Source organism: Flavobacterium quisquiliarum (assembly GCF_019308285.1).
Lineage (GTDB): Bacteria > Bacteroidota > Bacteroidia > Flavobacteriales > Flavobacteriaceae > Flavobacterium > Flavobacterium quisquiliarum.
Map to the genome: position 1 here is coordinate 166,078 of NZ_WWEM01000037.1, position 15,136 is coordinate 181,213.

The window sequence follows — 15,136 nt, forward strand, 5'->3', positions numbered from 1 at the left end:
TAATTCATTTTTTATAATACATTTGCCTCAAGTTTAAGCCCCTAACAAACTTTAAAAATGTCTTTAAAAAGAAAAATGCATTTCGAGATTTCAGAAAGAAAAGTTCTACTTTCTCTTTTTGACGCCGCATTTATATTAAGTGCGCTGCTTTTACTCAGCTTACTTTTCGACTATCAATATTATGCTCTAGAAAATGGTAAATACTTAAAGTCATTTTTATTGATTGGTTATGTTTTCGTCTTTGGAACTATTTTCGAAATGTATGATCTTCAGACGGCCAGTAATCACTTTCAAATTTTGCGAAGTGTTGTTCTTACTTCAATTACGGCTGTAACAGTATATCTGCTAACGCCGTTTTTATCTCCTGAACTTCCTAAACAGAGATTAGCTATTGTTATTTTTTATTTTGCAGTTTTAAGTTCATTATTGCTTTGGCGTTTATTTTATGTCTATTTTCTTGCTTCACATCGTTTTGCACAAAATGTAGTTTTGATTTGTGACCAAAGTGAAGTTGAAGAATTGGTTATAGGACTTGAAAATGTCGATCCTCATTATAGAATAATTGGCTTTGTGAATTCAGATACAGATTCTATAGAAAATTTTGACTTTCATTATGTGAGAGAAGTTAAAAAGGAGGACTTAGAATCATTTGTAACCCAAAATAATGTCTCTGAAATCGTTATAGCGTCACAAAAAACAGACGGTATAACAGCCACTTTATACCAGCAGTTACTTCATTTATTAGAAAACGGAAATGTAATTCGCGAATATACACAGGTATACGAGAGTAAAACCCAGAGAATTCCAGTGCACTATATCGGGAGAGATTTTTATCGTTTTTTCCCTTTTAGTAGAAGTAATAGTAACAGATTATACTTGCTGTTGATTAGAGTAATGGAGTTTTTCTTTTCTTTTGTAGGACTTGTGTTTTGTGGCATTTTTATTCCGATAATTGCAATAGGTAATTTCTTCGCCAATAAAGGGAGTCTTTTTTATACACAGGAAAGAGTAGGTAAAAACGGAGTTGTTTTTAAGATTTATAAGTTTAGAACAATGACTGCAAATTCTGAAACCAACGGAGCCGTTTTTGCAACTCATGATGACAAAAGAGTGACTCCTTTTGGTAAATTTATGAGAAAATCAAGAATTGACGAACTACCTCAATTTATTAATGTTTTAAAAGGTGATATGGCTGTTATTGGGCCAAGACCAGAAAGACCTTTCTTTGTGGAAGAAATCGCTGCAATAATGCCTTTCTATGAAACTCGCCACGTTGTTAAACCTGGACTTACAGGTTGGGCGCAAGTGAATTATTCTTACGGTGAATCAATTGATGAGAGTTTGATCAAACTCCAATACGATTTGTACTATATCAAACACAGAAGCATTTTTCTGGATTTGAGTATTACTTTCAAAACAATTACCACAGTTTTATTCTATAGAGGACAATAGTTAAATGATAATCGGAATTGGTTTTTTATTGCGAATTCCAGTTCTAACTAAAACTACTCCACTTGTAATGATCAATGGTAAAGTGATAAAGAAATGTGCTTTATTAATTAAAAACAAAAAATAAATCACTAAAAGCACAAAGTTGATTAGTGAAAATCTATACGTCCATAGTTTGTTTTTGAAAACAGAAAACAAAACCAAAAGCAATAAAAGCGGACTGAAAAGCAGTACATTATAATTCATCGCCAGTTCTTGGTGAAAAGAATAAAATCCCATTACAACAAAGAATATTCCAATAAGAGATAAAATCAGAAGATAGATTTTGTCGACTGTTTTATTTCTTGCTAACACCACAAAACCCAAAATAAAAAGATAAGTATAAATGTTATTCCAAAAAGATTTTGGAGTTTCCTTCGTAAATTCTAACAAGGTTTTAGACTTACTTACCAAAGGTTTATTTTGAAATGTAGTTTTCTCCAAACTATTTTTCAATTCAAAAGGAAGAAAAATTCGGGTTCCCATTTGATCTACTTTGGTTCCGAAAATAATACTCGTTCCCAATTGATCGTAGAAATGTCCGTCAAAGTAAGGAAAAAGAATAGAGCGGTAGGTTTTGTCTGTATCTCCTTTTTTTGTAATTATTTCTTGACCTATAGATTTATTGATCACATCAACAACCATTGAAGTGCAGTTTTTGTCAATAAACTTATAAGTATAATAACGTTCATCAGAAGCTAAAACGGCGTTTAATTGATCAAAAAGTTTTTGTTTTAAAGCTAAAGAAATTAATAATTCTTGTTCGTAGATACTTCTTTTTTCATAAGTATATTCATTTAAAAAATCGGCAAAAGAATGAACAGTAGCAAAATACTGTAAATCGCCTTTTGCAAATTTCATTACGAAATTCGGTGTTCTAAAATCAAAAGTTCCATAATTGTAAACCACGTCAAAATTATTTCCAGGATCCGAAACCCGAATACCAGTATGTCCAAATAAAGAATAACTTTCATTTCCAAGGCCGCAGGTTAGGACACTAATTTTAGCATCTTTAGATAAAGGCAAACTTTGGCTGAAACCAATAAAACTAGCTAAGAAGAATAAAATAAAAAGTGTTTTTTTGAACAGAACAGTTTTCATGTTTTAAAATTTTAAAAGATTTTATGGTTTTGTAATTATCGAAAGATTCCCAAATCTACTTTGATCGAAAAAATATTAGAATATAAGGCTGTACTTTGATTCCCTAAGTCGGTTAAAGCATAATCAATCTGAATTCCTTTATATTTAAATCCGAGACCAATATTTGGTTGGAAACTAATTTTTTCAGTATTATCCAATTGCGTTACGTTTTGGAAATTTCCTGCACCAGCTCTCACGAAAACTAAATCGGTATAGCCAAATTCAAACCCTAGAGCTGGGTCTATACTTACTACTTTTGATGAAATGATATCATTAGTCTGTTCAAATCTCATGTTGAGGTTTGCAGAAGTCAAAAGACTGCATTCGTTATGAAAATCAAATCTTTTTGAAACACCTAATTGCGCTTTTGGTAAAGTAATCTCAGTACTTTCTGGTAATTCGTTGTTTTCTCCCGGAATTGCATTAGCGATTTTAGCATATTCTTCTTCATCAATATTCCAGACATTATAAGTGGTTGTAATATCACGAAGCATCAATCCGAATTTCCAGTCATTTCTTTCGAATTGAATCCCAATGTCAAATCCGAATCCCCAAGAATTGGCAAATTTTCCAATAACTCTTCTAATCACTTTTGCGTTTACACCATATTGAAAGCCCTCGACAGGAAGTTTTCTGGCGTATGAAAATGTAAAACCATAATCGGCAGTAGAAAATAAACGGATTCGGTTGTAATCAATATTTCCCTGACTATCGATTAATTGTGTTGTATCCATAATGTCATCGACACCAAAACGAATCATCGAAATTCCCCAAGCGCTTCTGTCATCAATCGGACTTGCATAACCAATATAATCATACTGTGCTATATTGGCAAAATAACTCGCATGCATCAATGCAATCTGATGATCTTCAAGATGCGTTAAACCTGCAGGATTCCAGTAAACAGCATTAACATCATTTGTAAAAGAAGTTACGGCACTCGACATTCCGAGAGCGGCCGCATCTACACCAATATTCATAAACTCATTCGAATATTTTCGAATAGTTTGAGCGTATTGCGAAGTAAAACTCCAAAATAATAGAAATGCTAAAAGTCTTTTCAAAAGTCTTGTTTTTATGTACCAGTATAGGTTTTAAATTTTTATCAAAAATATAATATTTTACTCAGCTATTAAGTTCGTTTCTTCAAATATTCTGAAACTAACAAACAGAAATAAAAAACTATTAAAAAAACTCGTTTTGCATCGAGTTATTATGCTAAATTTGTTCTCTGCCATTATCAAAATTTCAAACTATGAATATCAAAAAGCACATTCCAAATCTAATTACCTTAATTAATCTTTTCTGCGGTTGCGTAGCCATTGTTTATATTTCTCAAGGCGATTTCTTAATGGCTTTTTACATGGTTTGTTTAGGAATCTTTTTTGATTTTTTTGATGGTTTTTTTGCCAGATTATTCAAAGTTTCTAGTCCTCTTGGTTTGCAGTTGGACTCTTTGGCAGATATGGTAACAAGTGGAGTAGTTCCAGGATATGTGATGTATAGTTTGTTTTTAAAAAGCGCTAATCCTCATGATGTAGTTGGGTCAGTATACATTCCGTTTTTAGGATTTATTATTACTTTGGGCGCTTGTTATAGATTAGCCAATTTTAATATCGATACCCGTCAAACCGATTCATTTATTGGTTTGCCAACTCCTGCTAATGCATTATTTGTTTTAAGTCTTCCTTTGGTTATAGAATTTTCAAATTCTCTAATGATGTTTGAAGTTTTAAGCAATTTTTGGGTTTTGCTTGTTATTACGTTATGCAGCGCTTATGTTATGAATGCCGAAATTCCGTTATTTGCTTTAAAAATAAAAAAGTTTACTTTGAAGGATAATGTTCTTCAAATCGTGTTTTTGATTATTTCTATATTGATGGTTATTTTGCTTCAGTATATTGCAATTCCGTTGATTATTATTTTCTACGTTTTATTGTCTATCATCAATAATTTGTTTTTGAAAAAGTAGTTCTGTTGTAATGGCAAGAAAAACGTCTTATCGTAAAACATATCCCCGAAAACCAGCAGGAAGATCTTTTCTTAGCAGGCTTTTCAGAGGGCTTTTACTAATATTATTTTCACTTCTATTTATTGGAATCGTTTACCATTATCGTAAAGGATTAGCGTATTATCTCGGATTTAAATCTGAAAAAGTTTTAGATGAAGATTCCGTAGATAAACATCTTTCGGATGTGCGAAACATTCGCGTTCTCGAAAATCATAAAGGAAAAGTAATTGGAATCGACGTTTCTGAATTTCAGGGAAAAGTAGATTGGGAAGAAGTCGAAATTCTGGACGAAAAATATCCTGTTCAGTTTGTGTTTATTCGTGCGACAGCAGGAAATGACAGAGTTGACAGACAATTCAAAAGAAACTGGGAAGGCGCAAAAGAAAATAAGATCATGCGTGGAGCCTACCATTATTATCGCCCAAATGAAAATTCTATAGAACAGGCCGATCTTTTTATTAAAACCGTAAAATTGCAAAAAGGCGATCTTCCGCCGGTTTTGGATATCGAAAAATTGCCAAAAAATCAACCCTTAGACAGTTTGAAAAAAGGATTGAAACGTTGGCTGAATAAAGTAGAAAAACATTATCAGGTTCGCCCAATTATTTATTCGGGAGAAAGATATTATGCTGATTTCTTAAAAGAAGAATTCGGAGATTATTTATTCTGGATAGCCAATTATAATTTCTATAGGGAAAAAATTGAAGATGACTGGTTGTTCTGGCAATTCACAGAAAAAGCTTCTTTGCCGGGAATTAAACATCGTGTTGATGTGAATATTTACAACGGCGACTTAGAACAATTACATTTTATTACTGTAGAATAGTGTTCAGTCCTAAAAAAGTGTTCAGTATTCAGATTTTAAGTAATCAGTTTATGTCAAAAAAAATCAGTTTTTTAGTATTCAGCTTCAAACTGATGACTAAAAAACTGACCACTAAATTACTTTCAAATGACTGATCACTTAAAAACTGACCACTGAAATACTAGAATTCAAGTTTCTTTTTACGAAGTTCGAAGTTTTGTCCAAGATACACTCTACGAACCATTTCGTCTTCGACCAATTCTTCTGGAACTCCAGCTTTTAGAATTCCTCCTTCAAACATTAGATACGTTTTATCAGTGATTGCTAAAGTTTCCTGAACGTTGTGATCGGTAATTAAGATTCCGATATTTTTGTTTTTTAATTGTGCAACAATTCTTTGAATGTCCTCAACCGCAACCGGGTCAACTCCGGCAAAAGGCTCATCCAACAAAATAAACTTTGGATCGGTTGCCAATGCACGGGCAATTTCGGTACGACGACGCTCACCTCCCGAAAGTAAATCGCCTCGGTTGGTACGAATATGTTCTAAACTGAATTCTTCAATTAAACTTTCCATTTTAGCGATTTGAGCTTCTTTAGAAAGTTTTGTCAATTGTAAAACGCTTAAGATATTATCTTCAATACTTAATTTTCTAAAAACAGAAGCTTCCTGTGCTAAATAACCAATTCCCTGCTGTGCACGTTTGTACATAGGATAATCGGTAATATTCAAATCATCAAGAAAAATATTCCCTTGATTTGGTTTTACCAATCCCACAATCATGTAGAAAGACGTTGTTTTTCCAGCTCCATTTGGCCCCAAAAGCCCCACGATTTCTCCTTGATTTACCTCAACAGAAATTCCTTTTACAACACTACGTCCTTTATAAGTTTTGATTAAATTATCGGCTCTTAATTTCATTTTTAAAGTTTAATCGTTTAATCGATAAATCGTTTATTCGTTGCAAATTAACAAATAAACGATTCAACAGTTAAACGTATTAACAATTATTTATTTTCCACTTTCTTCAAGTGCTTCCCAGAATTCGTAAGCTCTTCTTAAATGCGGAATTACGATAGTTCCTCCAACAAGAGTCGCAATTCCCATCGCTTCCATCATTTCTTCTTTAGAAACGCCTTCTTTATAACTCGTTTCCAAATGGTATTTTACACAGTCGTCGCATCTTAAAACTGTTGATGCAACTAACCCAAGAAGTTCTTTTGTTTTTACATCAAGAGCGCCTTCTGCATAAGCATTAGTGTCAAGATTAAAAATTCTCTTTACAATTTTATTGTTGTCAGCAAGCAGTTTTTCGTTCATTTTAGAACGGTAGTCGTTAAATTCTTGAATGATATCAGGCATCTTCTTTCATTTTATTTTTATAAACAATCTTCGAAATCCATATACTTAATTCGTATATGATTAACATTGGAATTGCAACAATAGTTTGACTCACAACATCTGGCGGCGTCACGATTGCGGCAATAATCAAAATAAGTACAACGGCATATTTCCAATATTTTCTTAAGAATTCAGGAGTTACTAATCCTAATTTAGTTAAGAAATAAATAGCAATCGGAAGTTCAAAAAATATAGCACTTCCAAGAACGCTCGTTTTTACCATTCCCATATAAGACTCAAGCGTGAATTGATTTTTTACAACATCACTTACAGAGAAGGTTGCCACGAAGTTTACAGACATTGGAATTACTACGAAATACCCAAATAATACTCCTAAAAAGAAAAGTAAAGAAGAAACGAAAATGAATAATTTCGCATTTTTTCTTTCTTTCTCATAAAGAGCGGGACTGATAAATTTCCAGATTTCCCATAAAATATAAGGAAAACTTAGGATAAAACCTGCCAGGATACACATCCATACGAAGATATTAACCTGACCTTCCATTTCAGTATTCTGAATAATGAAATTCAGTTCCGTAATGCAAATACTGTCTGCAAATCCCAATGAATGCGATAAGTCGCAAAACCAAACGTAAGTAAAAAACGTTGGTCTGATTGGACCTAAAATAATTTGATCAAATAAATAATCACTAATAAAATAAGTAACAATTGCCATAATAATTGTTGCAAGTGTACTTCTAACCAATAACCATCTTAATTCTTCAAGATGATCCAAAAATGACATTTCGCCAAGATTTTTCTTTGCCATTATACTATTCCTTCTTTTAAAATGTCATGTAAATGTAATACGCCTTTGTATTCTCCATTATCCGCAACGATTAATTGTGTAATCGAAAAGTCTTCTAAAATGTTTAAAGCATCCACTGCCATAGTTTCAGACGAAACTATTTTTGGATTCTTAGACATAATATCTTTTGCTGTTAAATCTGCTATAGTATCTACGTCGTTTAGCATTCTTCGGATGTCTCCATCTGTAATAATTCCGATAATTTTATTGTCTTCAATTACAGCAGTAACTCCTAATCTTTTTTCAGAAATTTCGAAAATTGCTTTTTTGATTGAAGTATCCGGAGTAACAGCTGGTTTTAAGGAATGCTCGATCATATCTTTTACACGAAGCAAAAGTTTTTTTCCTAAAGCACCTCCAGGATGATAAACCGCAAAATCTTCAGGTTTAAAATCTCGCATTTCCATTAAGCAAACTGCCAATGCATCACCCATAACAAGCTGTGCTGTTGTGCTGTTTGTTGGAGCTAAATTGATAGGGCAGGCTTCGGTATTAACAGTTGTATTTAAAACGAAATCAGAACCTTTTGCCAGAAATGAAGTGGTATTTCCTGTAATAGCGATCAGGGTATTTCCAAATCGTTTTAATAACGGGACTAAGACCTTAATTTCAGGACTGTTGCCGCTTTTAGAAATACATATAATAATGTCTTCGTTTTGAATCATTCCCAAATCACCATGAATGGCCTCTGCGGCATGCAGAAACATTGATGGTGTTCCCGTAGAGTTAAAAGTCGCAACCATTTTTTGAGCAATGATGGCGCTTTTTCCGATGCCGGTAACGATTAGACGGCCTTTGGTTTCATAGATACGCTGAACTGCTTCGTAGAAATTTTCGTCCAGAAAATCAATTAGTTTTGTAATTGCTTCACTTTCAGAGAGTATTGTTTTTTTAGCTATCGCCAATATATTTTCTTTTGAGATCAAATCAGAATATTTAAAATTTGTATGTATAAAAGAAAGTTGTATCTTTATGTGTTGCAAATTTATACAAAATACAGTTAATATAGAGAATGAATTCAAACGAAATTGAAATACATAAAGAATTAAAGAAGTATTTCGGCTTTAGCCAATTTAAAGGCTTGCAGGAGCAAGTCATTACGAGTATTTTAGGTAAAACGAATACTTTCGTAATTATGCCAACCGGCGGTGGAAAGTCTCTTTGTTATCAATTACCCGCTTTAATTCAGGATGGAACAGCAATTGTTGTTTCTCCTCTGATTGCCTTGATGAAAAACCAGGTTGATGCCATTCGAAGTCTTTCGTCTGAAAATGGAATTGCACACGTATTAAATTCATCTCTTACCAAAACAGAAATTGCTCAGGTTAAAAAAGATATTACTTCTGGATTAACTAAGCTTTTGTATGTAGCCCCTGAATCTTTAACTAAAGAAGAATATGTCTCTTTCCTGCAAAGTGTGCCTATTTCTTTTGTTGCAATCGATGAAGCCCACTGTATTTCAGAATGGGGTCATGATTTTAGACCTGAATATCGAAATCTGAGACATATTATCAAGCAATTGGGTAAAGTGCCAATTATTGGTTTAACTGCAACTGCGACTCCAAAAGTTCAGGAAGATATCCTGAAAAACCTTGATATGTCTGATGCCAACACTTTTAAAGCATCATTCAACAGACCGAACTTGTATTATGAAGTTCGTACAAAAACTAAAAATATTGAATCGGATATTATTCGATTTATCAAACAGCATAAAGGCAAATCCGGAATTATTTACTGCTTAAGCCGTAAAAAAGTAGAATCGATTGCCGAAGTTTTACAAGTAAACGGAATCAGCGCTGTTCCTTATCACGCAGGATTGGATGCTAAAACCCGTGCCAAACATCAGGATATGTTTTTGATGGAAGATGTAGATGTCGTTGTAGCAACAATCGCTTTCGGGATGGGAATTGATAAACCAGACGTTCGTTTTGTAATTCATCATGATATTCCTAAATCGTTAGAGAGTTACTATCAGGAAACAGGTCGTGCAGGCCGTGACGGAGGAGAAGGACATTGTTTAGCTTATTACTCTTATAAGGATGTAGAAAAGTTAGAGAAATTTATGTCCGGAAAACCAGTTGCGGAGCAGGAAATTGGTTTTGCGCTTTTACAAGAGGTGGTGGCCTATGCCGAAACGTCGATGTCACGCAGAAAGTTTCTTCTTCATTATTTCGGAGAAGAATTTGACAGCGAAACCGGTGAAGGAGCCGATATGGATGACAACGTTCGTAATCCGAAACATAAGGTGGAAGCAAAAGAACAAGTGGTTAAATTACTCGAAATTGTTCGCGACACCAAACACATTTACAAATCAAAAGAAATTGTGTTTACTTTAATAGGTCGTATTAACGCGGTTATTAAAGCACACAAAACCGATACACAACCTTATTTTGGTTCAGGTTCAGATCATGACGAAAAATACTGGATGGCGTTGTTGAGACAGGTTTTGGTAACGGGACTATTGTCAAAAGACATCGAAACATATGGAGTGATTAAAATTACTCAGGAAGGTTTAGATTTTATCAAAAATCCATCTTCGTTCATGATGTCTGAAGATCATGAATATACTGAAGCTGACGATGAAACTATTGTCACTGGCGGTAAATCTTCCGGTACAGCCGATGAAGTTCTGACAGGAATGCTTCGCGAGCTTCGTAAAAAAGTCGCCAAAAAATTGGGAGTTCCTCCTTTCGTGGTTTTTCAGGATCCTTCTCTTGAAGATATGGCTTTGAAATATCCGATAACCATACAAGAATTATATAATATTCATGGTGTTGGTGAAGGAAAAGCTAAAAAATACGGAAGCGAATTTGTGGCTTTAATTGCTCGTTATGTAGAAGATAATGATATCATTCGTCCAGACGATTTAGTTGTTAAATCTACTGGAGTAAATTCTGCCAATAAATTATATATCATTCAGAATATCGACCGAAAATTACCATTGAACGACATTGCTTCTGCAAAAGGATTAACAATGGATGCTTTAATTAAAGAAATGGAGCAAATCGTGTATTCCGGAACTAAATTAAATATCAAATATTGGATTGATGATATGCTTGATGATGATCAGCAGGAAGAAATTCATGATTACTTTATGGAATCAGAATCGGATAAAATCGAAGATGCTCTAAAAGAATTCGATGGCGATTATGATATTGATGAATTACGTTTAATGCGTATTAAGTTTATTAGCGAAGTAGCGAACTAAATTCCAATTTTAGAAATTCCAAATTCCAATCCTTTAGGGTGATATTCAAAATAAAAATTCCAAATTCCAATGCTATAGAAAACTTGGAATTTGGAATTTTCTTTTTAAAGAATTTATTTTTTTGGAATTTTACTCAGTATAAATTTCCCCTCGATGCGGTTTCAAAGCATCTCTAACCTGAATCATATTTTCGTCAGTAACCACCATAAAAGCGGTTGCATGCATATCATTTACGATTGAAAAACCTGTGATATTTAAAGGTAGTTTTTCGATTACAATATATTCTTTCAAATGGATTTCATGATGTTCAGCAGTTTTAGCTGAAGCAGGTCCTCGGAAATCCCAAATTAGTTTTATTTTTCTAGACATTTTTTTTAAAGGTGCAAAAGGTTTAAAGTTGTAAAGGTACAAAGTGTTTCTTAAAGATTCTGAGTTTCTAAGATTCTTAGATTTTTGCTGTAGAGACGCACCGCAGTGCGTCTAACTTTTTAATCCAAATAATCAGTGGCAAAAAAAGAATAGTAAAGATTTTAAGAGGAGAAAATTTGTGGCATAATTAACCGCAAAGTACGCTAAGATTTAATTTTTCATTACGCATAGAAAAGACAAAGTTCGCAAAGCTAAATCAACACAAAGCTTTGCGAACTTTATGTTTTTAGAAAACCATGCTCAAAAAACTTAGCGTACTTTGCGGTTAATTACATAAAGTCAGTTCAAAATAGTACTTTTGCATCTTCTTTTCATAGAAAGAAAAGCTAATAGAATAAAAACGAAAAAATGCCTAAAGAACTTTTACTTCAAGTTACACCCGAAATTGCTGCAAACGAATCATTGCTAAAAGACCATTTGTCTAAGCAGATTAAAGTTTCTCCAAAAGAAATTCAGCATGTTTCTATTTTAAAACGCTCAATTGATGCACGTCAGAAAGCGATTAAAATCAACTTGAAAGTAGTTATTTATTTGAAAGGCGAACCTTTTCAGGAAACGAAAATTGAACTTCCAAAATATAAAGACGTCTCAAACGCACAAGAAGTAATTGTAGTCGGTGCTGGTCCAGCGGGACTTTTTGCTGCTTTACAATTGGTTGAATTAGGCTTAAAGCCAATTGTACTCGAAAGAGGAAAAGACGTTCGAGGACGCCGACGTGACTTAAAAGCAATTAATCGTGAACATATAGTAAATGAAGATTCTAATTATTGTTTTGGGGAAGGTGGAGCAGGAACGTATTCTGACGGTAAATTATACACTCGTTCTAAAAAGCGAGGTGATGTAACCAGAATTTTAGAGCTTTTGGTTGCTTTTGGTGCTTCAGAAGATATTTTGGTTGAAGCCCATCCGCATATTGGAACAAATAAATTACCTAAAATTATCGAAGATATCCGCGAAAAAATTAGAGAATTTGGCGGGCAGGTTTTATTTGAAACCCGTGTGGATGATATTTTAGTAAAAAATAATGAAGTCGAAGGAATTGTAAAGCAGAATGGAGATAAGATTCATGCGAATAAATTGATTTTAGCAACAGGACATTCGGCGCGTGATATTTTTGAATTATTAGATAAAAAGAAAATTTTAATAGAAGCAAAACCTTTTGCTTTAGGCGTTCGTGCAGAACATGCGCAAGAACTTATTGACAGTATTCAATACAGCTGTGATTTCCGTGGAGAACATTTACCTCCGGCTCCATACTCGATTGTAAAACAAGTAAACGGTCGCGGGATGTATTCGTTCTGTATGTGTCCGGGTGGTGTAATTGCGCCTTGTGCTACAAGTCCGGGTGAAGTGGTTACAAACGGTTGGTCGCCATCTAAACGTGATCAGTCTACAGCCAATTCAGGAATTGTGGTCGAATTGAAATTGGAAGATTTCAAACCTTTTGCCAAATTTGGTGCTTTGGCCGGAATGGAATTTCAAAAAAGTATCGAACAAAAAGCATGGCATTTGGCTGGGGAAACTCAAAAAGTTCCAGCACAACGAATGATCGATTTTACAAAAAGCAAAGTTTCGGCAGATATTCCAAAAACCTCTTATGTTCCAGGAACTACTTCAGTAGAATTGGGACAGGTTTTCCCGGGTTTCTTAACTCAGATTATGCGTCAGGGATTTCAGGATTTTGGTAAATCAATGAAAGGGTATTTAACCAATGAAGCAATTTTACATGCGCCGGAAAGCAGAACCTCATCGCCAGTTAGAATTCCGCGAGATCCTATGACTTACGAGCATTTGCAAATCAAAGGATTATATCCTTGCGGAGAAGGTGCTGGTTATGCCGGTGGAATCATTTCTGCGGCCATTGATGGCGAAAAATGTGCCTTGATGATTGCGGAGTCCTTGAAATAATTGACCTCAGGATTTTTCATGTAGTAAAAAGATTGTTATCTTAGTGGTTTGATTCTAATAGAAATTGCCCCAAAGATGACTATAAAAGACATTGAAACAAAATACGGATTCGAATATCCACTTCTATACAAACAACTAGATGCCGATGGTATGCTGGATGTTGGAGAATACGGCCCAAATTGGTTTACAGAAGTTTATCCAACTTTAAAAGATAATCCGCCTTTACTTTTGCATTCTTACGATTTTGAATCTCTCAATTTGAAATCGGTTGCTGAGGAAATAGAAGAACTGAGAGATCCAGAAGATTATCGAAATATAAATCCCGAATTTAAATTTATTCCGTTTGCAAAAAGTGGTGGTGGAGATCATTATTGCTTTTTTCTAAACGAAGAAGAAAATGGAGATGTACCAATTGTTTTTGTATGGCACGATTCTAATGAAGTCAATTATCTAGCTAAAAACCTTCAGGATTTTATTTTTAAAGTTTTATTGATCGATATGTCACAACAGGATTTGTATAATGAACTGAGTGACGAAGAATTTAGAAGTGACTTAGAATCGGTTTTTAAATCTCATAAAAAATATTTAACAGAGCGTCAGAACGAGATTTTAGAGTCTATTCTAAAACGCGAAATTATCGATTACGAAATTAATGTTTCTCCCAAAATAGTAGAAACGGCAAGAGGTTTGTTAACGGATCATGAATTAGAATCTATCGTTAATGAAGTGATTCCTTTTGATAAAATGAATAAAAGTTTTAAATATTCGAACGAATAAACCTTTCATGAAAAATTTCTTTGCTAATATATTTAATAGAAATAACGATCCGCAATCCATCATTTCTTTTGATGTTATAAATCCGATTTACAATTATTTATATAATGAGTCGAATAGTTTAGAATTTAAAGTAAAAGGAATTCCGGATTCCGTTTTTGTCAATTTGTATTCCATTCCGTATTCATTAGATCATGAAGTGGGAAGAGCAGAAGTTAAAAAATCAGGATTTAATAATGTTTATGAGGTTTTAAATGAACTTTATAAAAAACTGAATATTGGAACTTTAACGGAGGAAATGATTCAGGAAGGATTAGAGTATGATTTTATTCATATTCACTTTTATTCTCAGCCGAGTCAGGAAATGAAGAAACACTTTAATCGTGTTATCAATAACTTCATGATTTTCTTTTGTTGTACCAATAGTTTAGAAATAAACGATATTAGGATTTTATACTCCAGCAGTCATTTTTTAGATTATACAAAAGGATTATTAGACTCTGAATTTCTTGATTTTAACACGCCTAAAAATGAAACTCAGGAAATCGGCATTAAAGATTTTAAATTGGTTTTACAGGGGATCTGTGAATATCTAAATCTTGAAATTCCCAAAACGGTAGAACTTCCTTCTTCTGAAAGCGTATTGTTGGATGAAAATGCAACTATCGAAGATTTTAAAGAGTTTGTTAATCTGGTTTCGAGAGGCACTATTGAAGAAGAGGCACTTAATGAATATGCTGAAAATCTTTTTGAAAATTTCAACGATGATACCAAAGAAGATTACGAAAGTACAGAACAACACTTTGCTTTTTTTGAAAGTATTGATGCCTGGAACAGCGACTGGAAGTTTGATCCTGAAGATGCCGAATATTTCATTTCTGAAATGCTTGGTGAAGATTTCAAATTCGATTATCCCGAAGAAACCTACAGCCACGATTTGTTTCCATACATTCAATCAGAGCTAGCAAAATCCAATCTGGAACTATTGACTTATGAGACTTTTGGTGATAATTATCTGTTTTTTATAGCCAATAAAGATGAAGTGGAAAGAATTTTAGAATTGTCTGAATTGACAAAGATTGAAATTAACCAGCTTTAAGAGAAATAGCTACGACCCGAGCGATAGCGAACTGGCGAAGCAATTCACGAATTTATTTGAAAAC

At 33.7% G+C, this 15,136-nt stretch carries 14 protein-coding genes; 7 read left to right on the plus strand and 7 right to left on the minus strand.

Annotated elements, in window-relative coordinates; translation table 11 throughout:
• Nucleotides 1-57: 57 nt before the first annotated feature.
• Nucleotides 58-1,452 (plus strand): sugar transferase, encoded by a 1,395-nt coding sequence (locus GSY47_RS20320; protein ID WP_179007806.1) that lies wholly within the window; start codon nt 58-60, stop codon nt 1,450-1,452.
• Here the strand turns inward: GSY47_RS20320 and GSY47_RS20325 are convergent, their stop codons facing one another.
• Both GSY47_RS20325 and GSY47_RS20330 read right to left on the minus strand, forming a co-directional pair.
• A complete protein-coding gene (locus tag GSY47_RS20325; protein ID WP_179007808.1) occupies nt 1,453-2,589 on the minus strand; it encodes a lipoprotein N-acyltransferase Lnb domain-containing protein in 1,137 nt (378 codons plus the stop codon).
• A gap of 35 nt (nt 2,590-2,624) precedes the next feature.
• On the minus strand, nt 2,625-3,692 hold the full coding sequence (locus GSY47_RS20330) for a putative type IX sorting system protein PorV2 (RefSeq protein WP_246611366.1): 1,068 nt from the start codon (nt 3,690-3,692) through the stop codon (nt 2,625-2,627).
• A gap of 191 nt (nt 3,693-3,883) precedes the next feature.
• Here GSY47_RS20330 and GSY47_RS20335 point away from each other — a divergent pair, with 191 nt between their 5' ends.
• Nucleotides 3,884-4,600, plus strand: a complete 717-nt coding sequence (locus tag GSY47_RS20335; protein WP_179007810.1) for a CDP-alcohol phosphatidyltransferase family protein — start codon at nt 3,884-3,886, stop codon at nt 4,598-4,600.
• 10 nt (nt 4,601-4,610) lie between these two features.
• On the plus strand, nt 4,611-5,465 hold the full coding sequence (locus GSY47_RS20340; protein WP_179007812.1) for a glycoside hydrolase family 25 protein: 855 nt from the start codon (nt 4,611-4,613) through the stop codon (nt 5,463-5,465).
• Nucleotides 5,466-5,625: 160 nt separating this feature from the next.
• On the opposite strand, the gene lptB is transcribed toward GSY47_RS20340, so the two are convergent.
• The 4 genes from lptB to GSY47_RS20360 all read right to left on the minus strand — a co-directional run bounded on the left by lptB (nt 5,626) and on the right by GSY47_RS20360 (nt 8,580).
• A complete protein-coding gene (lptB, locus tag GSY47_RS20345; RefSeq protein ID WP_008464443.1) occupies nt 5,626-6,366 on the minus strand; it encodes an LPS export ABC transporter ATP-binding protein in 741 nt (246 codons plus the stop codon).
• Between the two features lie 90 nt (nt 6,367-6,456).
• The gene (locus tag GSY47_RS20350; RefSeq protein ID WP_179007814.1) at nt 6,457-6,807 is read right to left on the minus strand and encodes a carboxymuconolactone decarboxylase family protein; all 351 of its coding nucleotides are present in this window, start codon (nt 6,805-6,807) and stop codon (nt 6,457-6,459) included.
• Nucleotides 6,800-7,615 (minus strand): twin-arginine translocase subunit TatC, encoded by an 816-nt coding sequence (tatC, locus tag GSY47_RS20355; protein ID WP_179007816.1) that lies wholly within the window; start codon nt 7,613-7,615, stop codon nt 6,800-6,802. Before tatC ends, GSY47_RS20350 begins: the two co-directional genes overlap by 8 nt.
• Nucleotides 7,615-8,580 carry a KpsF/GutQ family sugar-phosphate isomerase gene (locus tag GSY47_RS20360; protein ID WP_179007818.1) on the minus strand — a complete coding sequence of 322 codons (966 nt, stop codon included), beginning with the start codon at nt 8,578-8,580 and terminating at the stop codon, nt 7,615-7,617. The genes tatC and GSY47_RS20360 overlap by 1 nt, the downstream gene beginning before the upstream one ends.
• Before the next feature lie 86 nt (nt 8,581-8,666).
• Here GSY47_RS20360 and recQ point away from each other — a divergent pair, with 86 nt between their 5' ends.
• Nucleotides 8,667-10,862 carry a DNA helicase RecQ gene (recQ, locus tag GSY47_RS20365; RefSeq protein ID WP_109190573.1) on the plus strand — a complete coding sequence of 732 codons (2,196 nt, stop codon included), beginning with the start codon at nt 8,667-8,669 and terminating at the stop codon, nt 10,860-10,862.
• A 129-nt stretch (nt 10,863-10,991) separates the two neighbouring features.
• Here the strand turns inward: recQ and GSY47_RS20370 are convergent, their stop codons facing one another.
• A complete protein-coding gene (locus tag GSY47_RS20370; protein ID WP_179007820.1) occupies nt 10,992-11,231 on the minus strand; it encodes a hypothetical protein in 240 nt (79 codons plus the stop codon).
• A gap of 408 nt (nt 11,232-11,639) precedes the next feature.
• On the opposite strand from GSY47_RS20370, the gene GSY47_RS20375 reads away from it, so the two are divergent.
• The 3 genes from GSY47_RS20375 (at nt 11,640) to GSY47_RS20385 (ending at nt 15,072) form a co-directional block, all read left to right on the plus strand.
• On the plus strand, nt 11,640-13,199 hold the full coding sequence (locus GSY47_RS20375; RefSeq protein ID WP_179007822.1) for an NAD(P)/FAD-dependent oxidoreductase: 1,560 nt from the start codon (nt 11,640-11,642) through the stop codon (nt 13,197-13,199).
• A 75-nt stretch (nt 13,200-13,274) separates the two neighbouring features.
• Complete coding sequence (locus GSY47_RS20380) at nt 13,275-13,976, plus strand: SMI1/KNR4 family protein (protein ID WP_179007824.1); 702 nt, start codon at nt 13,275-13,277, stop codon at nt 13,974-13,976.
• Between the two features lie 7 nt (nt 13,977-13,983).
• Nucleotides 13,984-15,072 (plus strand): DUF6630 family protein, encoded by a 1,089-nt coding sequence (locus tag GSY47_RS20385; protein WP_179007826.1) that lies wholly within the window; start codon nt 13,984-13,986, stop codon nt 15,070-15,072.
• Nucleotides 15,073-15,136 lie beyond the last annotated feature (64 nt).

Excerpts from the sequence above, each read along its gene's own strand:
- GSY47_RS20320 (WP_179007806.1), top strand. The coding sequence starts at position 58 with ATGTCTTTAAAAAGAAAAATGCATTTCGAGATTTCAGAAAGAAAAGTT.
- GSY47_RS20325 (WP_179007808.1), bottom strand. The coding sequence starts at position 2,589 with ATGAAAACTGTTCTGTTCAAAAAAACACTTTTTATTTTATTCTTCTTA.
- GSY47_RS20335 (WP_179007810.1), top strand. The coding sequence starts at position 3,884 with ATGAATATCAAAAAGCACATTCCAAATCTAATTACCTTAATTAATCTT.
- GSY47_RS20340 (WP_179007812.1), top strand. The coding sequence starts at position 4,611 with ATGGCAAGAAAAACGTCTTATCGTAAAACATATCCCCGAAAACCAGCA.
- lptB (WP_008464443.1), bottom strand. The coding sequence starts at position 6,366 with ATGAAATTAAGAGCCGATAATTTAATCAAAACTTATAAAGGACGTAGT.
- GSY47_RS20350 (WP_179007814.1), bottom strand. The coding sequence starts at position 6,807 with ATGCCTGATATCATTCAAGAATTTAACGACTACCGTTCTAAAATGAAC.
- tatC (WP_179007816.1), bottom strand. The coding sequence starts at position 7,615 with ATGGCAAAGAAAAATCTTGGCGAAATGTCATTTTTGGATCATCTTGAA.
- recQ (WP_109190573.1), top strand. The coding sequence starts at position 8,667 with ATGAATTCAAACGAAATTGAAATACATAAAGAATTAAAGAAGTATTTC.
- GSY47_RS20370 (WP_179007820.1), bottom strand. The coding sequence starts at position 11,231 with ATGTCTAGAAAAATAAAACTAATTTGGGATTTCCGAGGACCTGCTTCA.
- GSY47_RS20375 (WP_179007822.1), top strand. The coding sequence starts at position 11,640 with ATGCCTAAAGAACTTTTACTTCAAGTTACACCCGAAATTGCTGCAAAC.
- GSY47_RS20380 (WP_179007824.1), top strand. The coding sequence starts at position 13,275 with ATGACTATAAAAGACATTGAAACAAAATACGGATTCGAATATCCACTT.
- GSY47_RS20385 (WP_179007826.1), top strand. The coding sequence starts at position 13,984 with ATGAAAAATTTCTTTGCTAATATATTTAATAGAAATAACGATCCGCAA.